At 46.5% G+C, this 25,769-nt stretch carries 23 protein-coding genes, 2 tRNA genes and 1 pseudogene; 11 read left to right on the forward strand and 15 right to left on the reverse strand.

What is annotated here, in order from left to right; translation table 11 throughout:
* Positions 1-12 precede the first annotated feature (12 nt).
* The 4 genes from AAX10_RS02550 to AAX10_RS02565 all read right to left on the reverse strand — a co-directional run bounded on the left by AAX10_RS02550 (position 13) and on the right by AAX10_RS02565 (position 2,527).
* Entirely contained in the window at positions 13-528 is a 516-nt protein-coding gene (locus tag AAX10_RS02550) for a DUF1850 domain-containing protein (RefSeq protein ID WP_080947000.1), read from the reverse strand.
* Between the two features lie 13 nt (positions 529-541).
* Positions 542-1,546, reverse strand: a complete 1,005-nt coding sequence (locus AAX10_RS02555; RefSeq protein ID WP_420812464.1) for a TAXI family TRAP transporter solute-binding subunit — start codon at positions 1,544-1,546, stop codon at positions 542-544.
* Between the two features lie 237 nt (positions 1,547-1,783).
* Positions 1,784-2,140 (reverse strand): cell division protein ZapA, encoded by a 357-nt coding sequence (locus tag AAX10_RS02560; RefSeq protein WP_036364561.1) that lies wholly within the window; start codon positions 2,138-2,140, stop codon positions 1,784-1,786.
* Between the two features lie 27 nt (positions 2,141-2,167).
* Complete coding sequence (locus AAX10_RS02565; RefSeq protein WP_036364564.1) at positions 2,168-2,527, reverse strand: hypothetical protein; 360 nt, start codon at positions 2,525-2,527, stop codon at positions 2,168-2,170.
* A 188-nt stretch (positions 2,528-2,715) separates the two neighbouring features.
* Here AAX10_RS02565 and AAX10_RS02570 point away from each other — a divergent pair, with 188 nt between their 5' ends.
* Both AAX10_RS02570 and ribF read left to right on the forward strand, forming a co-directional pair.
* Positions 2,716-3,351: a UPF0149 family protein gene (locus AAX10_RS02570; RefSeq protein WP_046699746.1), complete on the forward strand. Its 636-nt coding sequence runs from the start codon at positions 2,716-2,718 to the stop codon at positions 3,349-3,351.
* A 68-nt stretch (positions 3,352-3,419) separates the two neighbouring features.
* On the forward strand, positions 3,420-4,385 hold the full coding sequence (gene ribF, locus AAX10_RS02575; protein WP_046699747.1) for a bifunctional riboflavin kinase/FAD synthetase: 966 nt from the start codon (positions 3,420-3,422) through the stop codon (positions 4,383-4,385).
* Between the two features lie 70 nt (positions 4,386-4,455).
* Here ribF and AAX10_RS02580 read toward each other — a convergent pair whose 3' ends face one another.
* Together AAX10_RS02580 and miaB are read right to left on the reverse strand one after the other, a co-directional pair.
* Positions 4,456-4,704, reverse strand: a complete 249-nt coding sequence (locus AAX10_RS02580; protein ID WP_046697922.1) for a DUF2789 family protein — start codon at positions 4,702-4,704, stop codon at positions 4,456-4,458.
* A gap of 137 nt (positions 4,705-4,841) precedes the next feature.
* Positions 4,842-6,308, reverse strand: coding sequence for a tRNA (N6-isopentenyl adenosine(37)-C2)-methylthiotransferase MiaB (miaB, locus tag AAX10_RS02585; RefSeq protein ID WP_046699748.1), 1,467 nt, complete (start codon positions 6,306-6,308; stop codon positions 4,842-4,844).
* Positions 6,309-6,564: 256 nt separating this feature from the next.
* On the opposite strand from miaB, the gene AAX10_RS02590 reads away from it, so the two are divergent.
* From AAX10_RS02590 to cysS, 4 genes are all read left to right on the forward strand, one after another.
* Positions 6,565-8,589, forward strand: coding sequence for a lytic transglycosylase domain-containing protein (locus AAX10_RS02590; protein ID WP_046699749.1), 2,025 nt, complete (start codon positions 6,565-6,567; stop codon positions 8,587-8,589).
* Between the two features lie 135 nt (positions 8,590-8,724).
* Complete coding sequence (locus AAX10_RS02595; RefSeq protein ID WP_046699750.1) at positions 8,725-10,272, forward strand: phospholipase D family protein; 1,548 nt, start codon at positions 8,725-8,727, stop codon at positions 10,270-10,272.
* A 190-nt stretch (positions 10,273-10,462) separates the two neighbouring features.
* A complete protein-coding gene (locus AAX10_RS02600; RefSeq protein WP_046699751.1) occupies positions 10,463-11,452 on the forward strand; it encodes a malate dehydrogenase in 990 nt (329 codons plus the stop codon).
* Between the two features lie 231 nt (positions 11,453-11,683).
* Positions 11,684-13,123, forward strand: coding sequence for a cysteine--tRNA ligase (gene cysS / locus AAX10_RS02605; protein ID WP_046699752.1), 1,440 nt, complete (start codon positions 11,684-11,686; stop codon positions 13,121-13,123).
* 58 nt (positions 13,124-13,181) lie between these two features.
* On the opposite strand, the gene AAX10_RS02610 is transcribed toward cysS, so the two are convergent.
* Together AAX10_RS02610 and AAX10_RS02615 are read right to left on the reverse strand one after the other, a co-directional pair.
* Positions 13,182-14,486: a homoserine dehydrogenase gene (locus AAX10_RS02610; protein ID WP_046699753.1), complete on the reverse strand. Its 1,305-nt coding sequence runs from the start codon at positions 14,484-14,486 to the stop codon at positions 13,182-13,184.
* 232 nt (positions 14,487-14,718) lie between these two features.
* On the reverse strand, positions 14,719-15,522 hold the full coding sequence (locus tag AAX10_RS02615) for a thioredoxin fold domain-containing protein (protein ID WP_149038836.1): 804 nt from the start codon (positions 15,520-15,522) through the stop codon (positions 14,719-14,721).
* Positions 15,523-15,739: 217 nt separating this feature from the next.
* Here AAX10_RS02615 and guaB point away from each other — a divergent pair, with 217 nt between their 5' ends.
* The gene (gene guaB / locus AAX10_RS02620) at positions 15,740-17,212 is read left to right on the forward strand and encodes an IMP dehydrogenase (RefSeq protein WP_046699755.1); all 1,473 of its coding nucleotides are present in this window, start codon (positions 15,740-15,742) and stop codon (positions 17,210-17,212) included.
* Positions 17,213-17,266: 54 nt separating this feature from the next.
* On the opposite strand, the gene AAX10_RS02625 is transcribed toward guaB, so the two are convergent.
* Positions 17,267-17,343: transfer RNA gene (locus tag AAX10_RS02625), tRNA-Arg, on the reverse strand.
* A gap of 269 nt (positions 17,344-17,612) precedes the next feature.
* On the opposite strand from AAX10_RS02625, the gene AAX10_RS02630 reads away from it, so the two are divergent.
* The 4 genes from AAX10_RS02630 (at position 17,613) to queF (ending at position 21,014) form a co-directional block, all read left to right on the forward strand.
* Positions 17,613-18,170 (forward strand): c-type cytochrome, encoded by a 558-nt coding sequence (locus AAX10_RS02630; RefSeq protein WP_036364987.1) that lies wholly within the window; start codon positions 17,613-17,615, stop codon positions 18,168-18,170.
* Between the two features lie 166 nt (positions 18,171-18,336).
* Positions 18,337-19,320, forward strand: coding sequence for an ABC transporter ATP-binding protein (locus tag AAX10_RS02635; RefSeq protein WP_193550993.1), 984 nt, complete (start codon positions 18,337-18,339; stop codon positions 19,318-19,320).
* Positions 19,313-20,083: an ABC transporter permease gene (locus AAX10_RS02640; protein WP_046699757.1), complete on the forward strand. Its 771-nt coding sequence runs from the start codon at positions 19,313-19,315 to the stop codon at positions 20,081-20,083. Before AAX10_RS02635 ends, AAX10_RS02640 begins: the two co-directional genes overlap by 8 nt.
* Positions 20,084-20,156: 73 nt before the next feature.
* Positions 20,157-21,014 (forward strand): NADPH-dependent 7-cyano-7-deazaguanine reductase QueF, encoded by an 858-nt coding sequence (queF, locus tag AAX10_RS02645; RefSeq protein ID WP_036364998.1) that lies wholly within the window; start codon positions 20,157-20,159, stop codon positions 21,012-21,014.
* 112 nt (positions 21,015-21,126) lie between these two features.
* Here the strand turns inward: queF and AAX10_RS02650 are convergent.
* The 6 genes and pseudogenes from AAX10_RS02650 to argG form a co-directional block, all read right to left on the reverse strand.
* A tRNA-Glu gene (locus AAX10_RS02650) sits at positions 21,127-21,202 on the reverse strand.
* Positions 21,203-21,381: 179 nt separating this feature from the next.
* Entirely contained in the window at positions 21,382-21,870 is a 489-nt protein-coding gene (locus AAX10_RS02655) for a YajQ family cyclic di-GMP-binding protein (protein ID WP_036365001.1), read from the reverse strand.
* Between the two features lie 8 nt (positions 21,871-21,878).
* A complete protein-coding gene (rnt, locus tag AAX10_RS02660; protein WP_046699758.1) occupies positions 21,879-22,568 on the reverse strand; it encodes a ribonuclease T in 690 nt (229 codons plus the stop codon).
* The gene (gene pyrC / locus AAX10_RS02665; protein WP_080947001.1) at positions 22,568-23,629 is read right to left on the reverse strand and encodes a dihydroorotase; all 1,062 of its coding nucleotides are present in this window, start codon (positions 23,627-23,629) and stop codon (positions 22,568-22,570) included. The genes rnt and pyrC overlap by 1 nt, the downstream gene beginning before the upstream one ends.
* A 68-nt stretch (positions 23,630-23,697) precedes the next feature.
* A pseudogene (locus tag AAX10_RS02670) lies at positions 23,698-24,327 on the reverse strand (LysE/ArgO family amino acid transporter).
* 63 nt (positions 24,328-24,390) lie between these two features.
* Positions 24,391-25,728 carry an argininosuccinate synthase gene (gene argG, locus AAX10_RS02675; RefSeq protein ID WP_046697937.1) on the reverse strand — a complete coding sequence of 446 codons (1,338 nt, stop codon included), beginning with the start codon at positions 25,726-25,728 and terminating at the stop codon, positions 24,391-24,393.
* Between the last annotated feature and the right edge of the window lie 41 nt (positions 25,729-25,769).

The raw sequence follows: 25,769 nt of genomic DNA on the forward strand, positions 1-25,769 counted from the left end.
TTCAGTATCCAATTAACCATTCGTACCATTCGACATGGCCTTGCACTGTGGTAGGGTGATATATTGCCAAGCGGTTAGCTTCTTAGGGCGAATGTTCACCACGCTGCGATCCTCTACCATCTGATGAATTGGCACGATGGCGGAGTGTGCTTCTACAGCATCGCCCATGACAATCTCGCCTTGCATGTTATGCGATACAAGCCAATTAAGTTCATCCATGGGTAGATTGACGAGCTGCCCTAGATAGCCATCAGGTGCGCGTGTCGGTTCACCAAGATTGGGCGTACCTGCACCAAAGGTCTGTAGATAGGTTTTGGTTAAAATAAGATCAGGATAATGTAGTTGATATACTTCTTGCCAATACTGTTTTTCGACCGAGTGTCGCCATTTTAGACTAAAGGTGTCAGGCAGTTGGCAATGAATGGGCTGTGCATGAATCACAATGGTTGGCTTGATTGGCAGTGTTATGCCAATCGCCATTAAAGCAGCTGCCATCACGACAGCTGCTTTAATGTAATGAGTTGCCATAATCGATTAATGATTATTTAGCGACTTCATCATAGTAGCGTTTAGCACCTGGATGTAGCGGTGCAACAAGACCGTTTTGGGCGTTCTCAACGCTGATGTCGTTAGCAGCTTGGTGAGCGCTTTTTAGTGTCTCAAGGTTTTCAAAGAATGATTTGGTTAGCTTGTACACGTCGTCATCGCTCATGTCAGAGCGCACCACCAGAGCGTTCAAGATGGCTGCGGTCGGTATGTCAGCTTCGTTGCCATAAGTGCCTGCTGGGATGTCCATCGGGATAAAGAAAGTCTTGGTTTGAGCGATTTGTGCCAGTTTGTCGGCAGGAACGCTGACGATCTGTAAATCGAAGCCTTGTTCTAGCTCCATGAGTGATGAGTTTGGCAGACCACTGGTTAGGAATGCTGCATCCAGTTTGCCTGATTTTAGGCTGTCGGCAGCTTCTGCATAGCCCAGATAATCGACTTTGATGTCTTTATAAGTGATGCCAAAGCCTTCAAGTAGGGCGCGAGTTGCCACTTCAACGCCAGAGCCTTGAGCGCCAACTGCCACACGCTTGCCTTTTAGGTCTTCGATGGATGTGATGCCTGATGCGCCTGATGCTACGATTTGCACGTAGTTAGGATATAGGCTGGCAATTTGAGAGACGCCATCGATCTTGGTGGTGAAGCTATTTTGACCATTAATGGCATCGCTTAGCGCGTCGCTCATGACGAATGCCATCTCTAGTTTCTTTTGAGCCAGTAGGTTTAGGTTCTCAACTGAAGCGCCTGTGGTCTGGGTTTTGGCATTCACGCCAAAGGCTTTGGCATATTGTTCGGTCATCGCCGTACCAATGATGTTATAAGGACCAGATGCACCGCCTGTACCAACGGTTACGAATTTGGTTTCTAGCTTATCAGCAGCTGTGGCCGCAGCAGCATCACCTGCTTTCGTTTCGGCTTTATCGCCGCCACATGCAGTTAGTAGCGCAGCAGATAGACCAAGCGTCATTGCTAATGCCAAAGTTTTTAATGTCATTGCCATGGTGATTTCCTTTAAAAATCTCTAAAAATGAAGCCGTCGCCAAATGCGTCTCGGCACAGCATAAGATGCGCATAGGGCGCAAGTTAAAGTCGCAATTTAACTAAATTGAAATAATTTGTCAATATATCTTACGCATATGATTTTATTGATAATCAAAAAAATCGCCAAATCTCAACAAGATTCGTTCAAGTGATGAATCTTGTCGGAGCTTGGCGACTGCTTGGGTGTGTTAGGAGATTATCTTAAAATCGACTGTGCGTCTTTATTGATCTTATCGATCAGGGCGGTCGCTTGACTATTCTCGTGTCTGCGGTTATGAGCGTCTTGAGCTAAGGTTTGTACTTGGTCGTATAGATCTAGACAGACGAGCACTAGAAGCTCTTCGTTATTAGGGGCTTTGCCTTTGATCTCACGGCGGATGTCGCGAATTTTTTCATTCAACTTCTCAGCGGCTGCTTCAAGAGACTTTACTTCATTGACAGGGCAGATGATGCGATGCGGCGTGCCTGCGATGCTGATGTGAACAGGCTTAAATTCAGGTTGGTCTTTTACGATTAGCTCGCTTGGGTTTGTGTCTTGGATTTGGTCTGTCATGGCGATGTCCTTTTATTTGCTGTTATTTTAGTGTTGATTGTCGATGCGAGTTAGCCATTCTTGGATTATTTCGGCGCGCGAGATGGCAAGTGCATTTTTGTCTTTAAGTTCTCGGTTGTGCGTGTTAAGAGATTGATTTTGTTCAACCAATTCTTCAATCTGAGCCTGTAGGGCATTGCGAGACTGCTCAAGAGAATTGGCCCGATCTGTCTGTGAGTGTAGCTCTTGGGTGGTTTTCTCAAGGCGAAGCTGCAAATCGCTGATGATGGCAGGGCTGGTGTCATTGGCAAGCTTATGCTTTAGGTTGGCAAGCTCGGTTGCGGTGACGTTGTACTGCTTTTTCATCTCTAAAATGGTTTGTTCAAGCGCTTGAAGTTGTCTGATCATGGTATGTCCTTGTAAGTCATCGGAGCAATTTAAAAATATTTCTCCCATATTATCACGCCAGTGCACACAGCTGTCAAATTTTTCTTTTAATTGAGCGAATTTGCGTGAAATACGTCCAAAATCATCGTCCAGCCCTTGTGTTTTTTGAAAATGATGGCATAAATAGGGTTATTTTATCGGAGATGGCTATGAGTGATTTTTTGTCAGGTTGGGATGATTGGTCGGCAGCATTTGCTGATTGGTCTGATGTGTCGATCAGTGAGCTGCACGGCATCATGACGGGTGTCATGACAGCATGTCATGCGACCGATGAAGAGGGCTGGACTCGACTGCTAGAAGAACTTAGCTTTGCATTGCCAAATCAAAAGGCATTGGAGCTATTAACTGAGTATGGCGAGGATGTCAGCTTCGCCCTTAAAGACAAAGATGATGCCTATGCTTATGAGCCGCTGGTGCCAGATGATGAGCATGACCTGTATGAACGCGTGCTTGCCCTAAAAGATTGGGCGGGTGGCTATATTACAGGTATCGGTGTGACGGGTGTTAGCCTGACCGCCGAAGAGCGCGAAGTGATCAAAGATCTGTCGCAGATCGCCGCCATTCGCCTAGATGACGAAGAAGAGATTGAGGTGGGCGAGGAGATGTGGCTGCACCTGTTCGAGTTTGCGCGTATGGTGCCTGTCAGTTTATCCACCAAAAAACGCATTGATGTCATGAGCCTGCCCATCATCAAGGGGCTTGATATTAATGCAAAAACCGCCCAAGAAGTTGCCGCACAGAAGGATGGGGCGCTGTTCGTCGATGCAATGGCGAAAAAACAATAAGCCAAAGACCGTTATCAGCATGACAAAATGTGCTAAAATAGCCATTTTGTCAGCGTATCGCTCATTTTATGAAAGTCATTGATCTAAATATCGCCCATCCTGCTAACCTGCCACCCTTGGCGCTTACCATCGGCAACTACGATGGCGTGCATCAAGGACATCAGGCAATGCTTGGCGCACTTATCAAAGACGCACAACAAAAGGGTCTGGCATCTGCGGTGATGGTGTTTGAGCCGCAGCCTCGAGAGTTCTTTTGCCCTGATGATCCACCACCGCGCTTAACCAGCCTGCTTGAGAAAGCACAAATCATGACAGGCTTAGGTGTTGATTATCTGATCGTGGCGCGATTTGATGATGAGTTACGTCAGCTGTCAGCAGATGCCTTTGCTGAGCTTTTGCGTAAGCTGAACACCCAGCATCTGGTGCTTGGCGATGATTTTCGCTTTGGTCATGATCGCACGGGTGATACAGATTTTTTGATTCGGGCGGGGTTTAGCGTTGATCATCTATCAACGGTATCGAACGATGATGTTCGCATCAGCTCGACAGCGGTCAGAGAGGCATTGTCTGAGCAGAATCTTGCGCTGGCTAAGACATTGCTTGGGCGAGATTATGCGATCACAGGCGAGGTGGTTCATGGTGATAAAATTGGTCGAACGCTTGATTTTGCCACCGCGAATGTTAGTTTGAACCGCCTTAAGCCTGCCGTCAATGGCATCTATGGCGCGGATGTTTTTGCTTATAAAGAAGGCAAAGTGATTGATCTGTCCGCGCTTGGTGGTGTATTAGGCATGCAAGCGGGCAGTCTATTCGGTACGGTCAATGTCGGCACACGCCCAAGTGTCAATGGCTCAGATTATCGTCTTGAGGTGCACTTGCCTGATTTTAATGCTGATCTGTATGGCATGACCTTAAAAGTGGTGTTCTTAACCTATCTGCACGGCGAAAAAAAGTACGCCAATCTTGATGAGCTAAAAGCAGGCATCGCTAAAGATGTTGCGGATTTATTGGCTTGGCGCGCTCAGATTGTCTGATTAATCTATCATGCCAAAATAAAAGCACCTCTATTGGGTGCTTTTATTGAGCTTCATGTTGTACTTTGCATTAGTTTTGCATGTTGTCCGAGTGCAGGCGTGAATTTAGCTCATCAATTGGGCCTGTCCAAACCGCATCAAGCTTATACTCTTCTTTTAAGAAAGCGCGCTGCTGCTCTGTCCAAAATGGTGCTTCCACTAGTTTTACTTCTTCAGGTAGCTGATTGGCCTTGATGAAGGCGTCCACTGCTTCGTCAGAGCATTCTAGTCCTAATTGTTTGAATAGTTCGTTGATGTTGTATTCGATGTCACCTAGCATGATTTTCTCCTTGTTGGCTGTGTGATCTCGACAGGCTTTTTGCTTATCGATGGATTGATTGTAACACAGTTAAAAAATTTTATAAGGCTAAAATCTTGCTAGAGTGTACGGCTTTTGTAGGCGAGATTTTGGACAGATTAATCCAAAATCTCAACCAATTCACCTTCCACTAGATGCATGCTGATGGCGCGTGTCACGTGGATATTGACAAATTTGCCCAGCAGCTCATCACTGCCTTTGAAGATCACAGAGCGGGTGTTGTCTGCCGTACCATGAAGGTAGCCTTCGCGGCGGTTGGCGTGCTCTTCGACCAGTACGCGTACAGTCTGACCGACCATGGCGTACGTCTTGGCAAAGGTGGAGTCTTTGATGACTTCTTGGAAAGCGGCCAGTCGTGCTTTTTTGGTGTCTAGGCTGACATCATCAGGCAGATCTGATGCAGGCGTGCCAGGGCGCTTTGAGTAAATAAAGCTATAAGAATGATCAAAATCCAAATCTTTGGCAAGCTGCAGCGTGTCATTAAAATCTGCATCCGTCTCACCTGGAAAGCCGATAATAAAGTCGGAGGATAGGTGTAGGTCGGGACGGATCGCTTTTAATTTGCTGATTTGATTGATGTAAACATCGATGGTGTGGTTGCGCTTCATCGCTGCCAGCACGTTGTTTGAGCCGCTTTGGACAGGCAAATGCAAGTGTGAGACGAGCTTTGGCAGTGTCTTATAGGCATCGATGATATCATCGGTGAATTCAAGCGGGTGGCTGGTGGTGTAGCGAATGCGCTCAATGCCATCAATGTGCGAGACGTAGTGCAACAGCTCGCTGAAGCGGCAGATGCTGCCGTCGTCTTTCTCGCCGCGGTAGCCGTTCACGTTTTGACCCAGAAGGTTGATTTCGCGGACGCCTTGTTCGGCAAGGCTGTCAATCTCGGCAAGTACGTCATCTAACGGACGAGACAGCTCTTCGCCACGCGTATAGGGAACGACGCAGAATGAGCAGTATTTTGAGCAGCCTTCCATGATGGAGACGAATGCCTTATAGCCTTCGACACGTGGTTCTGGTAGGAAGTCGAATTTTTCGATGCTTGGGAACGACACATCCACGACACCGATGCGATTGCGTGGCACTTCATCGACTTGTTTGGTGGATTTATTATAAAGTTCTGGCAAGCGGTGTAGGGTCTGCGGACCAAATACCATGTCCACAAAAGGCGCGCGCTTTTGGATGTTGTCGCCTTCTTGGGATGCCACGCAGCCGCCCACGCCGATGATGAGGTCGGGATTTTTAAGTTTTAGTTTGCGCCAGCGACCCAGTTCGGAGAAGACTTTTTCTTGGGCTTTTTCGCGAATGGAGCAAGTGTTCATGATGAGCACATCTGCTTCATTGATGTCGTTGGTAACTAGCATGCCATGACTGTCGCCAAGCACATCACCCATTTTTTTGGAGTCGTATTCGTTCATCTGGCAGCCTTGCGTGACGATGTAGACTTTTTTTGGTGCATCGCTTGACTTGATGTCGCCAGAATTTGCCATGACTGACAACTCTTGGTGTTCTATGGTTTGGGTGGGTTTTTGATGTGCTTTGGGATTGAAGGTAGCAACGGTCATGGTTTTCTCCAAGGGATTGCTGACAAAAGGAATTTCAAAAAACTCATCATTATAACATGGGTTGGTGCATTGAGCGAATTTTTTGTCAAAAAACGCCCAAGATTTAGCTAAAAGCAGGGAATTTACAACTTTTATACAAGGTTGTTAGATGAATTTGTTAGGCTATGTTGCATTTGTCTGTTTTGCGATGTTCAAGGTGTTGAGTTTGGCGAGATGGATTGATTTTAAGACTTAAAGCAGATTGAAGAAGGGTGTTATGCCAAAATTTAGCAAAAATGGTCAAAAACTGGGGTTGTTATCGGCGCTGTGCGGAGCGATCTTAATGCAGGTGGCGTGTGCACAGGGCAATGCTGGTGATGGAAGTATTTATCAGTTTATCGATGCTGAACGCCAAAAATCAAGCCCCAACGCGATGCGCCAATACGAGCAAAGCATGCAAGGATCACTGTTTGCTGCCTACCCTGAATACTGGCGACTCAACTATAACCTATCTGCTCAAGATCCACAGACGGTGAATAACTTTGTCACCAAGCACCCCGGTCAGGTGATGAGTGAAAAACTGGTCGCTGACTATGCCGAGGTCAAGGCGCGTGAGAGTGATTATGCGTCAGTGCGCGCGGTCGCAGCCAATGTGGAGAATGCTGATGCGTCGGAGGCTTGTGCGATTGCATTGGGCTTTAACCAAAGTAGTGAGTCTTATCGCGCATTAGAACAAAAACCTAACGTCTGGCTAAACACCAACATTAAGCAATCACTGTGCGATAAGCTTGCCCATGAGATGGCAGCGAACCCACGCATCACGCGCACTGACCAGCATGAGCAGCTGATCCGAATGATGCGCATCGATCGTAGACAGCTGTCAAGTCGTCGAGCACCACTGGACAAAGTGAGCGAGATTTTAGATTTGTCATCACGATTGGGTCTGCCGATTTCTTTTGAGACGTTGCGCGGGGTTGCCAATAATCCAAACGGTTTCTTTGGGCAATTTAGCAGTCAAGGCTATAGCGATGTGAATCAGTATCTGTACATCTATGCCATCAGTCAGCTGGCGCATCGCTCATACAATGAAGCGATCATGCAGCTAAACTATGACATCAGCCAAGACAACAACCGCTCAACCAAGCTGCTGTCTGACATGGCGCGCCGTTATGCTTACCGTAGTATCGCTGTTAAGCGCATGAACATGAATACTGATGACGGCTTTAGCATGGATGCGGTGACTTGGTTTAGAAACAGCATGGGCGAGCCATTCAACCTAGAAGAAGCTGAAGACTATGCACAGGCGGCGATTTATTTTGGGCAATGGCAGGACGTGGTGTCAGCCATCACTCAGATGAGTGCCATCCATCAAGGTGAACGCATTTGGCAATACTGGCTGGCGCGCGGCTATGAACAAACCGGCAAACAAAACGACGCCCGTAAAATCTACCAAAGCCTAGCCACAGGTGTGGATTATTATGGACTGCTGGCAAAAGATAGATTGGGTCAGCAGCTAAGCCTATCTGAGATTGGCGGTAATGCACTGCCGAACATCAGCGCCCAAGACAGCGCACGCGTGATGAGGGATCCACACTTTGCGCGCGCATTCGTCATGATGAGCAATAATGTCAGCCCTGAGCATTCAGGGCGTGAGTGGAACTGGGCGGTCAAAAAAGCCCGCGATGCCAACGATAACACGCTGGCATTGGCTGCTGCCAAGCGCGCGCATGATCTAGGACTGTATCATCGTAGCATCTACGCCATCGACAACATGCCAAACCTAAGAGCTGCCGCGCTGTCTCACCCGATGCCTTATCAGAATAGCGTCATGTCATACAGTCGCAATGTCGGCATCGACCCTGCGTGGGCATATGGCATCATGCGCCAAGAAAGTCGTTTTCAACCGACGGCACGCTCAGGAGTGGGTGCAGGTGGCTTGATGCAAATCATGCCAGGTACTGCCAATCAAATTGCTCGCAGCATGGGTGAGTCATCAGGCAACATGAATCGCCCAGAGACGAATATTCGCTATGGTACCTGGTATCTCAATGATTTGGCAAATAAGTCTGGTGGGCAGATTACGGTGGCCACCGCAGGTTATAATGCTGGGTTGGGTGCGGCAAGAAAATGGTTGCCATCGCATGGTGCGATCAGTGCGGATCAATATGTTGAGGCGATTCCTTATTTTGAAACTCGTGATTATGTCAAGCATGTCATGGAAAATGCAACGATTTATAGTACGCTACTTGGCAACCCAATACCCATCAGTCAGCGCATGGGTACGGTATCGCCCAGATACTAGGCGAATCAGCATCGATAGTAAAACACCGTCTATCATAAGCAGTGTTTTTATTTATCCACCTGGGTCATTATTTTATGTGGTTTTTATTGGATGAATGTTTTATGATGGGTGTGTTTTAAGATATTGCTAGGGTTTATGAAAATTATAAAATACATGGTGGCGGCGATTGTATTGCTATTGGCATTGCTGGTCATGGCTGCCATAATAAGCTATCGACCGCTTCCACAGAATGATGCACGCACGCCATCCACGACGCTGCCCATGGATGAATCAAGCTTGCTTGTCCATCACATCATGCAAGAGACAAGTCAGCATCCTGATAAGACGGGTGTTTATCCTTTTGCTAATGGTCTTGATTCTTTTGTGGCGCGATTGTCCTTGGTGGAGACGGCAAAGCATTCGCTCGATATTCGTTACTATATCTGGAAGAATGACATCTCGGGCGCGCTGCTCACTCAGCGGATATTCGCGGCAGCCGATCGTGGGGTGCGCGTTCGAATACTGCTTGATGATAATAGCATGGCGGGCATGGATGGCGTGCTTAAGGCGCTGGATAATCATCCTAATATCGAGGTGAGGTTATTTAACCCATTTATGCATCGTCGTTTCCGCTGGATTGGGTTTTTGAATGATTTTGATCGGCTTAATCAGCGCATGCATAACAAATCATTCACCGCTGATAGCGCAATCTCGATCGTGGGTGGGCGCAATGTCGGCGATGAATATTTTGGTGCAGGCGATGGCATGATGTTCGCTGACATGGATGTGGCGGTGGTTGGTAAGGTGATGCCAGCGCTGAATGAGGATTTTGATCGTTATTGGGCGAGTGAGCGTGCTTATCCTGCCAATGCGATCATTCCAGATGACACCAAGCCCGCCGCCATCAGCGCCAAGCCGATCAATACACAAGCTACCAAGCAGTACATCGATAAGCTTAGACAGTCGGATTATACCAGCAAACTGATTCATCATACAATTGAATTTTATTGGACGGATGCCAGATTGATTAGTGATAATCCCATGCGTGCGGATGAGGACTGGGAGAATACTGTTACGTCTCAGATTACGCCTTATTTTCAAAAGGCTAATAGCACCTTGACTATTGTTTCACCTTATTTTGTGCCGACTGATGGCGGCGTGGTGTTGTTTAATAACATCGCCAGAGATACCGATGTTAAGATTCTTACCAATTCGCTCGCTGCCAACGATGTCGCTGCCGTGCATAGTGGCTACGCCAAATACCGAAAGCCGTTATTAAATGGCAACGTCGGTCTGTACGAACTTAAAACCGAAGCCGCGCCACTCATCCAAAAGAAAAACCAAGGCTTGGGCGGTAGCTATAGAGGTGGCAGTGGTTCGAGTCTTCATGCTAAGACTTTTATTGTCGATGAGCGTTATTTATTCGTCGGCTCGTACAATCTCGATCCGCGTTCTGCGATACACAACACTGAGATGGGGATTATTTTTGATGCACCAGAGATGGCAGCCGTCGCGGAGCGTCAAATTCGTGCGCGCTTGCCCGACATGGCATATCAGCTAAAGCTTGAACAGGATAAGCTTGCTTGGCATAGCCAAGATGGTCATGGTACTCACACTGTTTATTACCAAGATCCTGATACCAAGTGGCACAAGCGCTTTGCCGTGTGGCTCATGTCGTGGCTGCCGATTGAGACGCTGCTTTGATTGATGTAATAATCTTACGGTCAATGATGAGCGACATCAAGAACAGCACCTAAATAAGCGCGTTAATTTTATGGCAAAAAACTTTGTCAATGCCATCAAAAAGTGCTACACTAAGATGATTTTGTGATTTTTGAAATGGTTTTGAAGTTGCAAAATTACCAAAATTTTACTTCTGTATAAGGATAATATCATGAGCAAACAACCTGTCCGTGTTGCGGTAACTGGTGCCGCTGGTCAAATCGGTTATAGCCTACTGTTCCGTATTGCTTCAGGCGAGATGCTTGGCAAGGATCAACCTGTCATTCTACAACTACTAGAAATCCCGAACGAAAAAGCACAACAAGCTCTACAAGGCGTTATCATGGAGCTAGATGACTGCGCATTTCCACTGCTTCAAGACGTGATTGGTACTGACGATCCAAACGTGGCATTCAAAGATGCAGACTATGCCCTATTGGTAGGTGCGCGTCCTCGTGGTCCTGGCATGGAGCGTGCTGACCTACTTCAAGAAAACGCAAAAATCTTCACCGTTCAAGGTAAGGCACTAAACGACGTAGCTAGCCGTGACGTTAAAGTATTGGTGGTAGGTAACCCTGCAAACACCAACGCATACATCGCCATGAAGTCAGCGCCAGATCTACCTGCTAAGAACTTCACCGCAATGCTTCGCCTAGACCACAACCGTGCGCTAACTCAAGTAGCTAAGAAAACTGGCACTGCAGTTAAAGACATCAAAAACCTGACTGTATGGGGTAACCACAGCCCAACCATGTACGCAGACTATCGTTTTGCGACAGTCAATGGCGAATCTGTAAAAGACATGATCAACGACCAAGAGTGGAATGCTAACACTTTCCTACCTACCGTTGGTAAGCGTGGCGCAGCAATCATCGAAGCGCGCGGCCTGTCATCAGCAGCGTCAGCAGCGAACGCAGCCATCGACCACATGCGTGACTGGGCTCTAGGCTCAAACGGCGAGTGGGTAACCATGGGTATCCCATCTGACGGTTCATACGGTATCCCAGAAGGCGTAATGTTCGGCTTCCCTGTAACGACCGAAAATGGTGAATACAAAATCGTTCAAGGTCTTGAGATCGACGAATTCAGCCAAGAGCGTATCAACATCACGCTTAACGAGCTAGAAGAAGAGCGTTCAGCGATTGATCACCTATTTAACTAATCCTTGGATTGTTGAATCAAAAACACCCTTAATATTAAGGGTGTTTTTTTGTGGCTGCTATGATGGCGGCTTAATCTATTCTGCGTTTGGTATTTTTATTGAACTGTATGAATTCTAAGCTGAAATTTGTTGTGTTTTTCTGATTTTGGTGTGGTTTTGTGGGGGAAATTATGGCATTTTGGGTAAATTTTCGGTATGATAATGCGTTTAAATTGACAATTCGGATTTGCCATGAGTATTTTTGCCAACCATCAAGACAATCTAAAACTCTACAACACCATGACCGCCGATAAGCAAACCTTTGTTCCGCTAGAAGCGGGTAAGGTTGGCATGTATGTGTGCGGCATGACGGTGTATGATTATTGTCATATCGGTCATGCGCGCGTGATGGTGGCGTTTGACGTGATTTATCGACACTTGATGTCGCTTGGCTTTGATGTGAGTTATGTGCGCAACATCACTGACATTGATGATAAGATCATCTACCGCGCCAATGAAAATGGCGAGAGCATAAATCAGCTCACCGAGCGATTCATCAAAGCCATGCATGAGGATGCAGATGCCTTGGGCTGTCTGCGTCCGAACATTGAGCCTAAGGCGACCGAGCACATCAATGAGATGCAGAATATCATCAGTACTTTGATGGACAAAAATCATGCCTATACTAAGGGCGCCGATGTGTATTATGCGGTTGATAGTTTTAAGGATTATGGCAAGCTGTCCAAGCGAAATCTTGATCAGATGCAGGCGGGTAGCCGCGTGGACGTGGCAGATGATAAAGCCAATCCCTTTGACTTTGTGCTTTGGAAGCGCGCCAAAGCGGGCGAACCTGCGTGGGAAAGTCCTTGGGGTGATGGTCGCCCGGGTTGGCACATTGAATGCTCGGCGATGAGCGGCTGCTGCCTTGGTGAGACTTTTGACATTCATGGCGGTGGACATGATTTACAATTTCCCCACCATGAGAATGAAATCGCCCAGTCCGAAGCTTGCACAGGTAAGACCTACGCCAATCATTGGCTACATGTTGGTTTTATCAATGTCGATGGCGAGAAGATGAGTAAGTCTTTGGGGAATTTCTCAACCATTAAAGACGTGCTTGCCAAATTCCACGGCGAGACAGTGCGATTCTTTATCTTATCCAGTCATTATCGCAGTCAGGTCAATTTCTCTGATACGTCACTTACCGAGACCCATACTGCCATCAGCCGCCTATATCACGCCCTAAAATCAGCCGAGAGTGTGGGTGAGATTATCGTTGATGCCGATATCGTTCAAGCGGACTTCGCCAAAGCTTATGCTGATGAATTCGTGCAGGCGATGAATGATGACTTTAATACGCCTAAGGCGATCAGTACGCTATTCTCGGTGGCAGGCGAGATAAATAAAGCCATCAATGCGGGCGATAATGAAGCTGTCAGAAACTACGGCGTACTGCTTAAGACGCTGGCAAGCGGGCTTGGTCTGCTTGAGGTATCTGCCAATGAGTTCTTGCAAGCAAGCCTATCGGATGATGGTCTAAGTGCCGATGAGATCGAAGCATTAATCCAAGCGCGTGCTGATGCCAAGGCAAATAAAGACTTCGCCAGAGCGGACGCCATTCGTAATGAACTAAAAGACAAAGGCGTGGAATTAGAAGACAGTCGTGCAGGTACGACCTGGCGCCGAATCTAATGATTGCTTGAATAATAAAAAAAGAGCGCTGATGACGCTCTTTTTTTATTGAGTTGATTTATTCTTCTAGGCTTTCTAGGCGGATGCGCACCACAGGCTCGGTAACGGCATTTAGCCGTTCGATTTGCTTGATGGCTTCGTTCATTTGCTTTTCAAGCACTGGAAAGGTCAGGATAATGATTGGCACCAGTCCTGATTTATGAGCATCGCGCTGTAAGATTGCATCGATGTTAATGCCATTGTCACTTAGGATGCGTGTGGTGTCAGCAAGCACGCCAAGCTCGTCTTTAACCGTTAGGCGCAGATAGTAGCCAGAAGTCATCTCGTCGCTGGATAGGATGCGCGTATCTGATAGCTCCTCGGGGACGAATGCCAAGTGGGGCACGTCGCTTGGCGTGGCGGCGGTGATGACATAGATCAGATCCATCACGTCAGCCATGACTGCTGATGCGGTCGCACCTGCACCTGCACCATCGCCATAATACAGGGATTGACCCAGTGGATGAGCATCGACCATCACAGCATTTTTTACGCCATTCACGTTAGCTAGTAAGGTGCTGTCTGGGATAAGAGTGGGGTGTACACGTAGCTCAAAGCCATTTTCGCGGCGAATGGCGAAGCCTAGGTGCTTGATGCTATAACCAAGCTCTTTGGCGTACACCACGTCTTGTAGGCTGACCTTAGTGATGCCTTCGCAATATACTTTATCAAACTGAATCGGGATACCAAAAGCGATCGATGCCAGCAGTGATAATTTATGCGCAGCATCAACACCTTCAACGTCAAAAGTAGGATCAGCTTCAGCATAGCCTAGCGCTTGAGCTTCTGCCAAAACATCACCGAATTTGCGGTTTTTGGTTTGCATTTCGGTCATGATGAAGTTACCAGTGCCATTGATGATGCCAGCTAGCCAGTCGATTTTGTTAGCGGCCAATGCTTCACGGATAATTTTGATGATGGGGATGCCGCCTGCGACCGCCGCTTCATAGCGTACTTGTACGCCGTATTCTTCGGCTAAGGCGAAGATTTCATTGCCGTGCTTGGCAAGCAACGCCTTGTTGGCGGTAACGACGTGTTTTTTGTGGCGGATGGCGTGCATTATGACATCCTTGGCAACATCAGTGCCACCAATGACTTCAATGACGATGTCCACATCATCAGCCTCTGCGATGGCAAGCAGATCAGCGCTTTGTTTGATGTTACTATCAATGTCATCGCGATGACGGCGCGTGCCGACGTGAGTGATGTTGATGATGTGTCCGCTGCGGCGTGCCAGCTCATTGGTGTTATCTTTTAGAAGATTAACCACGCCAGTACCAACGGTACCCAGACCTAATACGGCAAGATTGATTGACTTATTCACGGTATCGTTTCTCAAAAGTTGTCAAGTTTGATTTTATAAGTTTAATAATAATCACAATCGGCGCCGATCGAATCATCCATTTCTTAATTAAAATTGGCGTTTATCGGCTGATGGATTGTATATAGGATAAAGAAGATTGCTTAACTTAGCATAACTTTATAAAACTTACCAACAATTTTTACGTGATTTTGTGAAAAATTTTATGAAAGTATTAAAAAGCAGTCACTACCTATCAGCGATGTTTGATTGCCAGCTTAGCGAGCTCATCAGCAGGTAGATACCCGCCGATTTGATAACCGGATTCGCTAAAGATCGCAGGCGTGCCACTCACACCAATTGCATGACCAAGCCCCATGTGTTTTGCCACAGGGTTGTCACAGGCGGGCGCAGTGATGTTTTGACCCTTTTTGGCGCGAGTGATGGCGTCTTTTTGATCCGCACTACACCAGATGGCCTCGGCTACGGGAACGAATCGCTCAGTTCTAGGCCATGCCAAATAACGAACCTCAACGCCCTGAGCTGTGATGTCATCGATCTCGCTGTGCAGCTTTTGGCAATAATGACAGCTTGGGTCGGTGAATGCATACACAGCAGCTTTGGTCTCGCCAACAGCAGGATAGATGATCATCTCATTCTTATCGACCGCTGATAACATCTCTTTGGCAATGGTAGATTGCATGGCGGTAGTGATATCAACTGGTTTTTCGCCGCCGACTTTGGCGATCTGACCTTGAATGATGTATTCGCCGTTGGCATCAACGAACATCGGCGGCGCTTCATCGAACATCACCCAGTACATATTGGGCATGTCGGTCGGCATGGCGGATTTAACGGTGAGGTTTACACCTGACGCTTGTAGGTTCTTTTGAAGGGCGCTGACCACAGCATCATCAGAGGGTAGGGCTGTGCTTGATGCGATGGTCGGCGTGGCTGTGTCGCTATTTGCCTTATTGTCGCATGCACTTAATACAGTTAAGCAGGCAAGGGCGCCAACCAAGCCAAATTTATTAAAAATACGGTTTGTAAAAATGCTCATTATAATGCCATTATATAACCAAATAAAATTTATTCATTATGCCAAAAATTACCTGCCTTTGCTAGCAAATTTTAGCAAGTTTGACAAATTAGCCAAAAATTACTTGCTTTTTTCTTAGAAATTTTGATACAATACGGCGTTATTTCATAACCTGCTTTCATTGAATGGCGGTCATTTTCCGTGATTCATCGCAGGGCAACCACCAAGGAAATAACCTATGCTACGCATTGCCTACGACGCTTTAACTTTTGATGACGTGCTACTCCTGCCTGCCTATTCAGAAGTGCTTCCAAAAGAAACAAAACTAACCACCCGACTTACTACTGACATCAACCTAAACTTACCAATCATTTCCGCTGCAATGGATACCGTGACTGAGTCTAAGATGGCGATTGCCATGGCGCAGCTTGGTGGTCTGGGCATCATCCACAAGAACATGGACATCGAGCATCAAGCCAGCCGTGTGCGTCACGTCAAGAAGTTCGAGGCGGGCACAGTGGCCGATCCTATCACAGTACATCCTGAGGCGACCGTGGGTGAGCTATTGCGCATCACTAAAGACCATAAAATCAGCGGCGTGCCTGTGGTAGAGCGTGGTACAGATCGCGTGGTGGGTATTGTGACGCATCGTGATTTGCGTTTTGAGACTAATTTAGATCAGCCAGTGGCGAATGTGATGACACCAAAAGACAAGCTGGTCACTGTCAAAGAAGGCACGCCACAAGAACAAATCAAAGCACTACTACACGAGCACCGCATCGAGAAAGTGGTGGTGATTGATGATGATTTTCGCCTAAAAGGTCTAATTACAGTTAATGACTTTACCAAAGCAGAAAATAATCCAAATGCATGCAAAGATGATAAAGGTCGTCTGCGTGTGGGTGCGGCAGTGGGCACGGGCGCAGATACCGAAGCACGAGTTGAGGCATTGGTTGGTGCGAATGTGGACGTGATCATCGTAGATACCGCTCATGGACACTCAAAAGGCGTTATCGATCGTGTGGCATGGATCAAGAAAAACTATCCAAACATCCAAGTAATCGGTGGCAATATCGCCACAGGCGATGCCGCACTTGCCCTGATGGATGCGGGTGCGAACGCAGTTAAAGTGGGTATCGGACCAGGCTCTATCTGTACCACCCGTATCATTGCAGGCATTGGCGTACCACAGATTAGCGCGATTGATAACGTTGCCAGCGCTCTTAAAGATCGCATTCCGCTAATCGCTGACGGCGGCATTCGCTTCTCAGGCGACATGGCAAAAGCTATCGCAGCAGGTGCTTCTTGCATTATGGTGGGTAGCCTTCTGGCAGGTACAGAAGAGGCACCGGGCGACGTTGAGCTGTTCCAAGGGCGTTACTACAAAGCATATCGTGGCATGGGTTCATTGGGCGCGATGAGCGGACAGAACGGCTCATCAGATCGCTATTTCCAAGATGCCAAAGATGGCGTTGAGAAGTTAGTGCCAGAGGGAATCGAGGGTCGCGTTCCTTATAAAGGCCCAGTGACTGGCATCATTAACCAGTTGGCGGGCGGTCTAAAATCATCAATGGGTTACACCGGCTGCCACACCATCGAAGAGATGCGTAAGAACACCACCTTTGTGAAAGTAACGTCTGCTGGTATGAAAGAATCACACGTGCATGATGTTCAAATCACTAAAGAAGCACCAAACTATCGCCAGAACTAAAAACAAAAAATCACTCGATGTCATCATCGGGTGATTTTTCTTGTATTTATAAAATGGCGCACCTAGCGGGAATCGAACCCACGACCTTCAGCTTCGGAGGCTGACACTCTATCCAACTGAGCTATAGGTGCAAAATTTTGGATGTATTTGGATTTTTCAAGCGCAAATTCTACCAAGTTTTTGTTAAAAATACCACCCGCTCACTCAAAAAGTAGCTTATTTTTAAAAATATTACCAAAATTTTACCGATTTATTGAGATATTACATAAAAATCGTGGCATTTTACTCTGCTTTTCCCTTATAATAGCAGGGAGAAAATTTTAATTCGTTGGGGTGTGTTCGCGAATTTGCCAAACTACCCAACATACCCAGAGTGCATATTGCTCAAGGCTAAGACGAGATGATGACAATGAAAAAAATTGTAATGTTATCTGCCGCCGCTACGTTGGCGATTTTTACCATGGCGACCCAAGCTCAAGAAGCTACCACGCCTGCAGCCGCAGAAGCTGCCGCTGAAACGAATCAACCTGCTACAGAAGCTGCTGCAGAGGCTGCACCTGCTGGCGAAGCCATCCCAGAAGACAGCGACCATGTCAAAAAACTAATCGCACTACACCCTAAACTAATCTCGCGTATCGCCCCTTATGGTAAGGTTTGCTTTGATGGTGAAGAATGTGACATCAACATCACCGTTCTAGCACCTGCTGTAGAAGGTGAGGCTCGCCCTGGTGATCAGCTCTATAAGGCAATCTGTGCTACCTGTCACGATGCTGGTCTCGTAGGTGCGCCAAAAGTTGGTAATGCTGGCGATTGGGGTTCTCGTATCGGTAAAGGTAAAGCGACTCTATACGATCACGCCATCAATGGCTTTGGTGCTATGCCAGCGCGTGGTGGTGCTGACATCTCTGATGACGAAGTTAAGAACGCTGTTGATTACATGATCGAGCAGTCTAGCTAACATCATTCGTCAATACCCATAAACATCGAATGGCTTAAATTCAATATTTGGGCTGTTTGGTGTTTTTGTGTTTTATTTTATTGATGTTGTTCATCGTTGGTCTTTAAAAATAACGCGATTAACCTTATTAACAGCTTTTTAAACGCAAAGAAAATTTAAAATGACAATGAATGAAATGCCTGCCCTAAAAGTCCGCAATCTAAAGAAAACCTATCCCAATGGCACTGCCGCCCTAAAAGGCGTGGATTTGACCGTGCCACAGGGTGAATTTTTTGCCTTGCTTGGGGCAAATGGAGCGGGCAAATCCACGATGATTGGCATCATCAGCTCATTATTTCCCCAAACAGACGGCACGGTGGAGATTTTTGGTGTGGATTTGCACAAAAATCCAAGCCTTGCTAAGTCTTATTTGGGCATTGTTCCCCAAGAATTTAATTTTAACCAATTTGAGAAATGCTTGGACATTCTTATCATTCAAGCAGGCTATTATGGCATAAAAAAGAAAGACGCCTTGCCACGAGCCGAATTTTTATTAAAAGAATTGGGGCTGTGGGATAAGAAAGATACAAAGGCTCGTTCGCTCTCTGGCGGTATGAAACGCCGTTTGATGATTGCCCGTGCTTTAATGCATCGCCCTAGACTTTTGATATTAGACGAGCCGACCGCAGGGGTGGATATTGAATTACGCCGTTCTATGTGGGATTTTATGGAGCGTATTAATAAAGATGAAGGCACAAGTATTATTTTGACGACCCATTATTTAGAAGAAGCCGAGCAGTTGTGTAAATACATCGCCATATTAAATCATGGTGAAATTTTAATTAACACCGAGATGAAATCATTGCTTACGCAGTTATCATTAGAAACTTTTGTTTTTGATTTAAAAGATGAATTAAAAAATACCCCAACTCTAAATAACATTAGCCATGTCACTTTGGTCGATAATAAAACTTTAGAAATCACGCTTAATAAAACCCAACATTTAAATAACGTATTTACGCAATTAAATCACCTAAATATCCAAATTGTCAGCATGAGAAATAAAGCCAATCGCCTAGAAGAATTATTTATGGGTGTGGTAGATAGCCATTTTCATAAAGGCAAAATGAAAGACGAGAATAAATTAAATAATGGGGAAAATCATGAATAATCAATTAACTGCCTTTAACACCCTATTATTTAAAGAAATCAAACGCATTGTTCGTATTTGGCCCCAAACCTTATTACCGCCTGTCATTACCATGACGCTGTATTTTGTGATATTCGGACAAATGATTGGCTCTCGTGTCGGAGAAATGGGCGGGGTCAGCTATATGCGGTTTATCGTGCCGGGTCTTATCATGATGTCAGTCATTACCAACAGTTATTCTAATGTCGTATCATCATTTTTTAGCACCAAATTTCATGGCAGTATTGATGAAATGCTGGTGTCGCCCATATCCAAGCACGCCATATTATTGGGTTATGTGGGTGGTGGCGTATTTCGTGGGCTTGCCATTGCGTTAATTGTCAGCATTGTGGCGTTATTTTTTACTCAATTAAGCATTAGTAATTTGCCAATCATGCTGATTACCATCATTGGCACGTCCGTATTATTTTCATTGGGCGGTTTTATCAATGGGGTGTTTGCCCGCTCGTTTGATGATATTTCTATTGTGCCAAGTTTTATTTTAACGCCTTTGACTTATTTGGGCGGGGTATTTTATTCGTTAGAAAACCTATCGCCATTTTGGCAAAATTTATCTCTACTTAACCCCATTGTTTATATGGTCAATGCCTTTCGTTATGGCATATTGGGGCATTCTGATGTCAATGTCGGTTATTCGTTATTGGCGATTTTGATATTTTGTGCGGTGTTTTATGGCGTGGCATATAAAATATTAAAAGACGGTAAAAGAATTCGGCTTTCTTAATTTAATATTAAATTTAAATTTGTAGGGGTGAATTGCAATTTGCCCAATAAAATCAAATAAAAGGCAAACATAAATGAGCATTCACGGCGTACTAGGCGAAAGCACCACTTATTCAAAAACCTATGACCCTACCATTTTATATCCCATATCTCGGCAAATCGGACGAGATGAGATTTTAAAAGACGTGGGATTTGATTTTAATAATTACCATCATGAATTAAAAAATGGCGTGGATATTTGGCAAGCCTTTGAATTGTCATGGCTAAATCCGATTGGCATTTCACAAGTGGCAATGGCTCGTTTTACCATTCCTGCCAATTCGCCAAATATCGTAGAATCCAAATCCTTAAAGCTATATCTAAATAGCTTAAACTTTACTAAATTTAGCAGTATTGATGAATTAAAAACCACTTTACAAAAAGATTTATCTGCTTGTGCGGGAGCGAATGTGGGCGTGGAAATCATTGGTCTAAACGATGATGGGCTAGATATTCATGCGCCGGTGGGCATCTGTATTGATGACGTTTTAGATAACACCAAAAAAGAAATTCCGCTGCTGGATGATATTGATAATACATTCTTGAAAAATGCCAAGAGGAGCGCGCTAACTCAGTATAAATTCTACTCTAATCTACTGCGGTCGAACTGCCCAGTGACCAATCAGCCTGACTGGGGGGCGTTGCAGATTGAGATTACCACCGAATATGAATTAGATTTTGGTGAGTTCTTAAAATACATTTTGTCATTTAGACAGCATAACGGCTTTCATGAACAGTGCGTCGAGCGGATATTTGCCGACTGTATGATTCATTATCGCCCTGTGTTCTTGAGAGTGCTTGCCAATTACACTCGTCGTGGTGGCATCGACATTAACCCTGTGCGCGTCTATCATCGTGATGTGGGCGAGGTTAAGCGTCTGGTGCGTCAGTAAGCTTAACTGTATAAATAAAAGAGCGGGCGTTCATGCCTGCTCTTTTATTTTCATTGTTAATAAATAAATAATAAAAAACAGCCCTTAAAATTAAGGGCTGTTTTTAGAATATTGGCACTCCATAGGGGATTCGAACCCCTGTTACCGCCGTGAAAGGGCGGTGTCCTAGGCCTCTAGACGAATGGAGCACAAGGACTGTAAAACTGATTTTATTCAAATCGCTTTACCAACTTTTGAACGCTTTCACCGTGTTTCTCAAAAGTGGCGCTATTATAGCAAATTATTTTTATCCGTCAAGCGATTATTTTTCAAAAATTTAAAATAATTTGTAAATATTTGATTTATATAAAAAAATTATTTTAAAAAATCAATCTTTGAAGTTGTTGAATTGCAGTGGCACGCCAAATGATTTTTCTTTTAGAAATGCCATGCAAGCTTGTAGATTGTCGCGCTTTTTGTCATTGACGCGAATCTTGTCGCCTTGAATGCTGGCTGATACTTTTAAATCGCTTTCTTTGATGGCTTTGCTGATCTTTTTGGCGGTGTCTGAGTCTAGTCCGTCTTTTAGATTGATGACTTGCTTGACGGTTTTGCCTGATTGGGCTTTATCTTGTGGGTCGAGGACTTGTAAATCGACGCCGCGCTTGATGAGCTGCTTTTCGAAGATGGCGTAAACGTTGTCTGATTGAAGCTCGTTATCGCAGGTGATGGTTACAGTTCTGGCTTTTTCGTTCAGCTCGACGGTGATGTCACTGCCTTTAAAGTCAAAGCGCGTGGCGATCTCTTTGTCGGTGTTGCCAATGGCATTACGCACTTCCTGAACGTTTAATTCTGATACGATGTCAAATGATGGCATGGTTACTCCTAGGGTTGGGTGGGTGCGCAGTTATCATCTGCGCTGATGTTATCTGTAGTGTCGTCGCTGCCTTTGATGGCCAGCATGGGCAATTCATTAAAAATCTTACAGAACAGCTCGGCAGTTTTTTGGGTGTCGTATAATGCAGAATGGGCATGATTGTTGTCAAATTCGATGCCCGCCATCACACAGGTTCGCGCCAACACGGTATGCCCATAAGCAAGGGCGGATAGACTTGCCGTGTCGAGCACGCTAAAGGCGTGAAATGGCGAGTGATTCTTTGAATTGGTGCGCGCGATGGCAGCATTCAAAAAACCCAAATCAAAATGCGCATTATGCCCGACCAGAATGCATTGACGGCATTCGTATTGTCTACGCACTTCTTTTAACGCCTTAAAGATGCGGCGCAGGGCGACTTTCTCATCCTCGCTGATCGCCTTTCGAAAGGGACTCTCAGGATTGATGCCGGTGAATTTGAGTGCGGCAGGCTCAAGATTCGCTCCGATGAACGGCTCGATGTGGGCGTTTAGTGGTTCGCCTTGGATGAGCTGACCTTGTTCATCCATTACAATGGGAATGCAGGCAATCTCAAGCAAGGCATCTGTCTGCGCATTAAAGCCTGCTGTCTCGACATCCACGACCACGGGCATAAAACCGCGAAAACGCTCCTTTAGGGTGATAGGCTTATCCGATGTCATCACGACACCTGTGTCCAAGCTAGGCTCTGACCTGCCATTAGTGGTGTTAAGGTCTTGCCGTCTAGGTAGTCGTAGGCTTCAGGGATGGTTTGTTCTTGCTTGATGAGTGTGATGGTGCTGGTATTGACAGGCAAGCCATAGAACTGAGCACCAAAGACGCTAGAGAAATTCTCAAGCTTATCAAGCGCGCCAACGCTTTCAAAGGCTGTTGCATATAACGGCAGGGCGTGTACGGCAGAATAACAGCCAGCACAGCCACAAGCATTCTCTTTGGTGTGAGTGGCATGCGGTGCTGAGTCTGTGCCTAAGAAGAATTTGGGGTTGCCACTGGTCGCTACTTCTAATAGGCGCTTTTGGTGGTCGGCACGTTTTAGGATAGGTAGGCAATAATAGTGCGGCTTAACACCACCAACCAGCAGATGATTACGGTTAAATAGCAGATGCTGCGGTGTAATGGTCGCACCGATGTGACTGCCCTGAGCCAAACAAAAATCGGCCGCATCAGCGGTTGTGATGTGCTCCATGACAATTTTTAGCTCGGGGAAGTTTTTGATAATAATCGACAGAATCTCATCCAAAAAACGCTTTTCACGATCGAAAATATCCACATCACTGTGCGTGACTTCGCCATGTACCAGCAGTGGGATGCCATGTTTTTGCATGGCTTCAAAGACTTCTGCGCGCCCTAGAATGTCGGTAACACCATCAGCTGAATTGGTGGTGGCGCCTGCTGGGTAGAGCTTAACAGCGCGTACTACACCGGAAGCCTTAGCGGCAGCGATCTCATCAGCTGTGGTGTGATCAGTGAGATATAGTACCATGCAGGGGTCGAAGCTCTGCTTGCGTTCGGCGCTGATGTTAGCATTGGCCAACGCGTCCAAGATACGTCCACGATAGGCGATCGCCTGCTCGGTCGTCTTGACAGGTGGGACGAGGTTTGGCATGCAGATGACGCGGTTAAAGCTCTGTGCGGCGTGTGTAACGGTGGTGCGCAGGGCGTCACCATCGCGCAGATGGATGTGCCAATCGTCTGGCTGAATCAGGGTGAGTGTGGTCATGATCTGGCTCGCTAAAGTATGATTTGACTATTTTAGCATGAAACGGGCATTTGCCAAAATGATTTCACGGCTTAGGTTGCTAACGTGAGCGCATGGCGTACTAGCGAAAATGCAATCGCCCACATGACGATGCCGATAAACGTGTCTAGCACTCGCCAAGTGGCAAACTTTTTGAATAATGGCGTAAGCAGTCTTGCGCCATAACCAAGCCCAAAGAACCAAGTCGCTGAAGCCAGCACTGCCCCGATGAGAAAGTAGTATTTGTCGCCCAAGCTAAGTGGGCTGGCAATGCTGCCTACCAGAACAAAGGTGTTGAGATAGACGTGTGGGGTTAATAATGTTCAAGCATGCGTGGTGGCAATGGTCTTGCCCAGTGCGTGGGTTTGACGCTGATCGTCTAATGCCAATGCGCTCGTGCCTTGATGGGCGGATTTGAAGGCACGAAAACCGCACCAAAATAAGAATGCAGCACCCATGAGACAAAGCATGAGCGTGGCAGTGTGACTTTGGCTAATCAGGCTTCCTAGACCAAGCATGCCCATGCTCATCAAAATAAAATCGCATAACAAACAAATCAAGCACACCCAAAAGACATACTGGCGCAATAAACCTTGCTTTAGTACACAGGTATTCTGAGCGCCGATCGCGACAATCAAACCAAACGAAACAAAAAACCTTTGCAAGGCAATAGAATTCATCATTTATTCAAAAATAGCACATGAAAAACACGCCCATTTGAGCGTGCTTTTGGTGAATATAAATGCTTACTTATTCTCAAGCTGTGGTACGGCATTGCCACCGCCCACGCCCAGAAGGCCGCTTTGGGTGTAGACGCCAAGCTTGTGACGAGTGTCAGCGATGTCAAGGTTGCGCATGGTTAATTGGCCGATGCGATCAAGCGGAGTGAATGCAGCATCTTCAACCTTCTCCATAGACAGACGTTCTGGCTCGTAAGTTAGGTTCTCTGATTTGGTGTTTAAGATGCTGTAGTCGTTGCCACGGCGTAGCTCTAGCGTGACTGTACCTGTGATGGCGCGCGCCACCCAGCGCTGAGCGGTCTCTCTTAGCATCAGGGCTTGAGAATCGAACCAGCGACCTTGGTACAGTAGGCGGCCTAGACGAAGACCGTTAATTCGGTATTGCTCGATGGTGTCTTCGTTATGGATGCCAGTCACCAGACGCTCATAAGCGATGTGCAATAGCGCCATGCCAGGGGCTTCATAGATGCCGCGAGATTTGGCTTCGATGATGCGGTTCTCGATCTGATCGGTCATACCCAGACCGTGACGGCCACCGATCTCGTTGGCTTTTAGGATAAGATCAACTGGGCTTTCGATGCGCTCGCCATTGATTGCCACAGGCGTGCCTTCTTCAAACGTGATGCTAACTTCTTCAGCATCAATCTTTACATTCTCATCCCAGTACGCCACGCCCATGATAGGCTCTACGATCTTGTGACTGACATTAAGAAACTCAAGGTCTTTGGCTTCGTGGGTCGCGCCCAGCATGTTAGAGTCGGTTGAGTAGGCTTTTTCTTTGCTCATCTTATAGTCAAAGCCATTGTCGATGAGGAATTGACTCATCTCAGCACGACCGCCCAGCTCATCGATGAATGTTTGGTCTAGCCAAGGCTTGTAGATTTTTAGTTCAGGGTTGGCCAGCAGACCGTAGCGATAGAAGCGCTCGATGTCATTGCCTTTATAGGTTGAGCCGTCACCCCAGATGTTCACGTCATCTTCACGCATGGCAGAGACGAGCATCGTACCAGTTACAGCGCGTCCCAGCGGTGTGGTGTTGAAGTAAGGCATGCCACCTGTGGTTACGTGGAATGCGCCGCACTGAATGGCAGCGATACCTTCTAGGGCGAGCTGTAGTCGGCAATCGACAAGGCGTGCCTTGACTGCGCCGTATTGCTCTGCTTTGGCAGGGATGGCGTTATAGTCGTCTTCGTCAGGCTGACCTAGGTTTGCGGTGTAGGCATAAGGTTCTGCGCCTTTTTGTTTCATCCATAGTAGGGCGGCAGAGGTATCAAGACCGCCAGAGAAGGCGATACCGACTTTCTTGCCGGTAGGTAGGTTTTGTAAGATGGTGGCGTTTGACATGAACATTCCTTAAAAAACTTAAAAATAAGAGCCAAATGAAT

The sequence above is a fragment of the Moraxella bovoculi genome, from assembly GCF_000988745.2.
GTDB classification, from domain to species: domain Bacteria; phylum Pseudomonadota; class Gammaproteobacteria; order Pseudomonadales; family Moraxellaceae; genus Moraxella; species Moraxella bovoculi.